Raw genomic sequence first — 4577 nt, forward strand, 5'->3', positions numbered from 1 at the left:
GGCTGGGCCTCGGCCGAGATGCTGGCGCTGCTCGCCGAAGCGCGCATCTATCGCCCTCGACTCGCCGCCCGCTTCGTCCTCAACCGTTGCGGCGCGCGCACGATCATCGCCCGCGACACCGCTGAAACGCTCGCCGATCACGACCCGCCGGTGCTTGCATCAACGATCGGGCAGCGTGTTGTCTTCGCCGAAGCCGCGCAGTCCGGCCAGCTCGCCGGCGAGATCGACGACGAAAGCCCGGCCGCACGCGAGATCGCGGCTCTGACGGCCGAGATCGATCGCCTTCGCATCGGGGCGGTCGCGTCATGAGCAGCCGGTCCTCCAGGCAAAACTTCACCGCGCGTCCGGGTGACGCTGATCGCTGGATACAAGCAGCCGACGGTGCGCCGCGCTGTGTCCCCGCAAACAGTTTCACCGCGCGGCTCACCATCGACGTCACGCCCGAACTGCGCGGCCGCATCAAGGTTGCCGCCTTCAGGCGCGGCACGACCGTCGCCGACATGCTGCGAGAGCTGCTCGCCAGTGAATTCCCAGCCGACGATGGAGGCGCAGAATGAACTACCGTTCCGGCCTACCGCTAAGCATGCGGCCGCGAGTCGATGGGCCGCCGCCGTTCACCACGCTGGTCGAGCTGACCTGGCACGAGAAGCGGATCGAATCCTGGATCCGGTTCGGTCGCCAGACCTACGAGCAGGTGCTCGATCGCCATCGCCGCGTCGTCGGTTTCGCGCCCAACAACGTGTTCGCCTTCGTCCGCTGGGCCGCCAACGACTACGGCACGGTGCTCTCGCGCATCGACATCGTGCGCGCCATCGATCGTGGCGAACCGTTCCAGACACTGCCATTCGTGCGCCCTGGCGGCGACATCCTGCTGAAGGTCGAGAGTTGGCCGAAGGTCGCCCGTGTGCTCGAGCACATCGATGCCGTCGAGGCCCATGGCATCGATCCGTGCGATGTGGTCGAAGATCACTGGCGCCATGTTCATCACCGCGTCACCGCTGGCATGGAACCGCATCCCTACAGCGCCGAGCGCCACGCCGCATGGCTCAAGCGCCGGAGCGCCGAGCCATGAGCCGCACGGCGATCGTGCTGACCGCGCTCGTCTCCAGCACGCTCGTTGTCGAGCCGGTGTGGCGCAATGACGGCCCGGCATTCATCTGGAATGCGTCCGCCAGCGTGCCGATCGGGCTCTACTGGCTCGCGCCGGTGAGCCGCGTCGAGGCGCCCGACCTTGTCGTCGTCGAGCCGCCCGAACCGCTTGCGACTTTCCTCGCCAAACGCGGCTATCTCCCGCGCGGCGTGCCGCTGATCAAGCGCGTGCTCGCCATAGCCGGCGACAAAGTCTGCCGTCACGGCGCGATCATCATTGCCTTCGGCCATGCCTATGGCGTGGCGCGCGAAAAGGACAGCCTCGGCCGCCCTCTCCCCGTCTGGCAGGGCTGCCGGACGCTCGCCGACGGCGAGATCTTTTTCATGAACTGGGACGCGGCCGACAGTCTCGACGGCCGGTATTTCGGGCCCCTCCCCGCCAGCTCCATCGTCGCACGCGCGCTCCCGGTGTGGACGGACGCCGACGGCGACGGCGACTTCGATTGGCATGTCGGCACTCCCACCGACGCGCCCTGATCTCACTTCCCACCGCCAGCAACAGGAGACTTCCTATGGCACAGATCGGTCAGTTCACGCGCACAGAGTCAGGCTATTCGGGGCGTATCCGGACGCTCTCCCTCGATTTCGCTTTGGTCTTCGTTCCGGTCGATAAAACCGATGTCGAGAACGCACCGGATTACCGCATCCGGCTCGGTGACGAGGACGGCGTCGAGATCGGCGCCGGCTGGTTGCAGACCGGCGACCGTGGAGGCGCCTACATCTCCGTTGTCCTCGACGATCCCTCCTTCACGCAGCCGATCCGCGCCCGCCTGTTCCAGGCGGACGAGAACGGCCGCGACTGGGGCCTGCACTGGACGCGCCCGAAGAGGCGCGACGACCAGGACAAGGCGCAGGACTGATCGATGCGCTCAGTCCGCATCGGGCGCGCCATCCGGTGGCCCGGCACTTGTTGCCGGGTCGCGATCCTTCTCCTTTCTGGGTCTGCCCTTCTCGCGTCCGGTTTGCCTGTGCTTGCCCAGAACACGCCTGTCGAAAGGCCGGCGATCGACCGGCGCTTCGCGCCATATGTGGCTGAGGCGTCGAAGCGGTTTCGCATTCCCGAGCACTGGATCCGCGCTGTGCTTACCGCTGAGAGCGCGCACGGTATTCGCGCTGTCTCGTCCGCCGGGGCGATGGGGCTGATGCAGGTCATGCCCGGCACCTGGCACGAATTGCGCGGTCGCTATTCGTTGGGCGACGACCCTTTCGATCCCCGCGATAACATCCTCGCCGGCACCGCCTATCTGCGCGAGATGCTCGACCGTTACGGCAGCATCGGCGCCATGCTCGCGGCCTACAATGCCGGGCCGAGCCGCTATGACGAACATCTCGCAACCGGTCGGCCGCTGCCCCCCGAGACCCGCGCCTATGTCGCCAAACTCGTGCCGCTCCTCGGCGGAAAACCGCTTCCTACCGGCGCATCGAAGAAGCCCGCACGTCGGACCGACTGGCGCGATGCGCCACTCTTCGTTCTACCGGCGAGCGGCGCATCTGCTGCCAGTTCGCTGCAGCCCGGCGGTCAACCCGATGCAACCGCGTGGGCGGAGCGGGCAGACCGCGATGGTGCAACGCCGGCGCGACCCGAGCGCATTTTCGTCACCGGCTCCGATGAGGCCTCGTCCCGATGACCGCGGCTTCAGCCTTTCGAGCAGTAGCGAACCGCGGCGCGGCATGGAGGGCGCACAGGCGGGGACCCGCATCAGCAACCGAAGGATGGCGAGATAAAATGGCGCGAGGTGCGCCCCGGTCGGTTGGTTGCTTGTCAAGGGGTTACGAGCAGCCACAGCGATGTGCGCTGCTTCGCGCTACATCGCGACCGACCAACTTTGCACATGTTCCCAACGCCTTGGCGCGATGTGCGGGTCTGGCGTCATGAGCGACGAGCGTGATTTCCGGATTCGGCCGGGCCGCATCCGGTCGAGCAAGGCCCAGCGCGCCCGGCCCTTCGTCGCCCAGGCGCTCGCCGCCGCCCAACGCGCTGGCGGGACGCTCTCCTATTCGGGCAGGATCGCCCCCGGCAACCGCTCACGTTTCGGGCGAGGCAAGCGCGCCACCGTCCAGGCGAACCGGCTGCTCCCCCGCCGCTCACGCATCACGGTGATCAAGACCCGCGTCGTCCGTCACTCCCGGCGCTCGACACCTATGGGCGCTCATCTCAGCTATCTGCGCCGGGAGGGCGTGACCCGGGACGGGGTGAAGGCGCGGATGTTTGGTCCTGGTGGTGATGACTACGACGCCGGCGAGTTCGCCGAGCGCTGCGAGGACGACCGGCATCACTTCCGGTTCATCGTGTCGCCCGAGGACGCTGCCGAGATGGCTGACCTCAAGGGTTTCACCCGCGAGTTGATGAGCCAGATGGAAAAGGACCTGGGCACCCGGCTCGACTGGGTCGCCATCGATCATTGGAACACCGATAACCCGCACGTCCATGTCATCCTGCGCGGTCGAACCGATGACGGCGAGGACCTAGTCATCTCGCGCGACTACATCAAGGAGGGCATGCGCGCGCGGGCGCAGGATCTGGTCACCATGGAGCTCGGGCCACGGAGCGACCTGGAGATCCGTCGCAACCTCGAACGGCAGGTCGAGGCCGAACGCTGGACCAATCTCGACCGACAGCTCCTGCGCGACGCCCACCGTAGCGGCATCGTCGACATCGCGCCGCCAAGCGATCGTCAGCCCGATGAATTCCACGCGCTCAAGGTCGGCCGCCTGCGCACGCTCGAATCCCTTGGCCTGGCGCACCAGGTTGGTCCCGCCCAATGGTACATCGCCGAGGAAGCCGAACCAACGCTGCGCGAGCTCGGCGAGAGGGGTGACATCATCAAGCGCATGCACCGCGCGCTCGCCGGGCGCGGCATCGACCGTGGCGTGTCGAGCTTCGTGCTCGCCGGGGATAGCCTCGACGATCCTGTCATTGGCCGCCTCGTCGATCGCGGCCTCGACGACGAGGTGAAGGCGACGGCATATGTCGTGATCGACGGTGTTGACGGCCGCACACATCACGTCAAGCTTCCTGACCTCGACGCCGCGGGCGACAGCGTGCCGGGCTCGATCGTCGAGCTGCGCAAGTTCGACGATGCGCAAGGCCGGCGTCGCGTCGCGATCGCTGTCCGCTCCGACCTCCCGCTCGAGGAGCAGATCGCGGCCAAAGGCGCGACCTGGCTCGACCGTCAGGCCGTTGCCCGTGAGCCCGTCGCCCTGGGAGAAGGCGGATTCGGACGTGACGTGCAGGAGGCTTTGGATCGTCGCGCGGAGCATCTGGTTGAGGAAGGTCTTGCGCAGCGGCGGAGCAGCCGGTTGGTCTTCGCGCGGAACCTGCTGGAGACATTGCGCCGCCGCGAAGTCGAGGCGGTCGGTGAAAAGCTCGCGACCCAACTCGGCCTTCCCTTCAACAAGGTGGCGGTTGGCGACCACGTCGCAGGCAC

General features: G+C 67.1%; 6 protein-coding genes and 1 pseudogene. All 7 read left to right on the forward strand.

All coding sequences use genetic code 11. The annotated features are described in order from the left end of the window. Positions 1-309: pseudogene (locus EOA86_RS23305) on the forward strand (ParA family protein); the annotation flags it as partial. Then, positions 306-557 (forward strand): hypothetical protein, encoded by a 252-nt coding sequence (locus EOA86_RS23310; RefSeq protein ID WP_128343810.1) that lies wholly within the window; start codon positions 306-308, stop codon positions 555-557. The pseudogene EOA86_RS23305 and the gene EOA86_RS23310, both read left to right, overlap by 4 nt. After that, entirely contained in the window at positions 554-1072 is a 519-nt protein-coding gene (locus EOA86_RS23315) for a DUF2840 domain-containing protein (protein WP_128343812.1), read from the forward strand. The genes EOA86_RS23310 and EOA86_RS23315 overlap by 4 nt, the downstream gene beginning before the upstream one ends. Further along, on the forward strand, positions 1069-1626 hold the full coding sequence (locus EOA86_RS23320) for a S26 family signal peptidase (protein ID WP_128343814.1): 558 nt from the start codon (positions 1069-1071) through the stop codon (positions 1624-1626). The genes EOA86_RS23315 and EOA86_RS23320 overlap by 4 nt, the downstream gene beginning before the upstream one ends. 35 nt (positions 1627-1661) lie before the next feature. Beyond that, positions 1662-2009, forward strand: coding sequence for a DUF736 domain-containing protein (locus EOA86_RS23325; RefSeq protein WP_128343816.1), 348 nt, complete (start codon positions 1662-1664; stop codon positions 2007-2009). A 3-nt stretch (positions 2010-2012) separates the two neighbouring features. Beyond that, positions 2013-2777, forward strand: a complete 765-nt coding sequence (locus EOA86_RS23330) for a lytic transglycosylase domain-containing protein (protein ID WP_128343818.1) — start codon at positions 2013-2015, stop codon at positions 2775-2777. A gap of 244 nt (positions 2778-3021) precedes the next feature. Next, positions 3022-4577: VirD2 family relaxase/mobilization nuclease (locus EOA86_RS23335; RefSeq protein ID WP_128343820.1), on the forward strand; the 1556-nt coding region annotated here is incomplete at its 3' end.

Origin of the sequence: Mesorhizobium sp. M5C.F.Ca.IN.020.32.2.1, from assembly GCF_004023105.1 — a bacterium.
Taxonomy (GTDB): Bacteria; Pseudomonadota; Alphaproteobacteria; order Rhizobiales; family Rhizobiaceae; genus Mesorhizobium; species Mesorhizobium wenxiniae.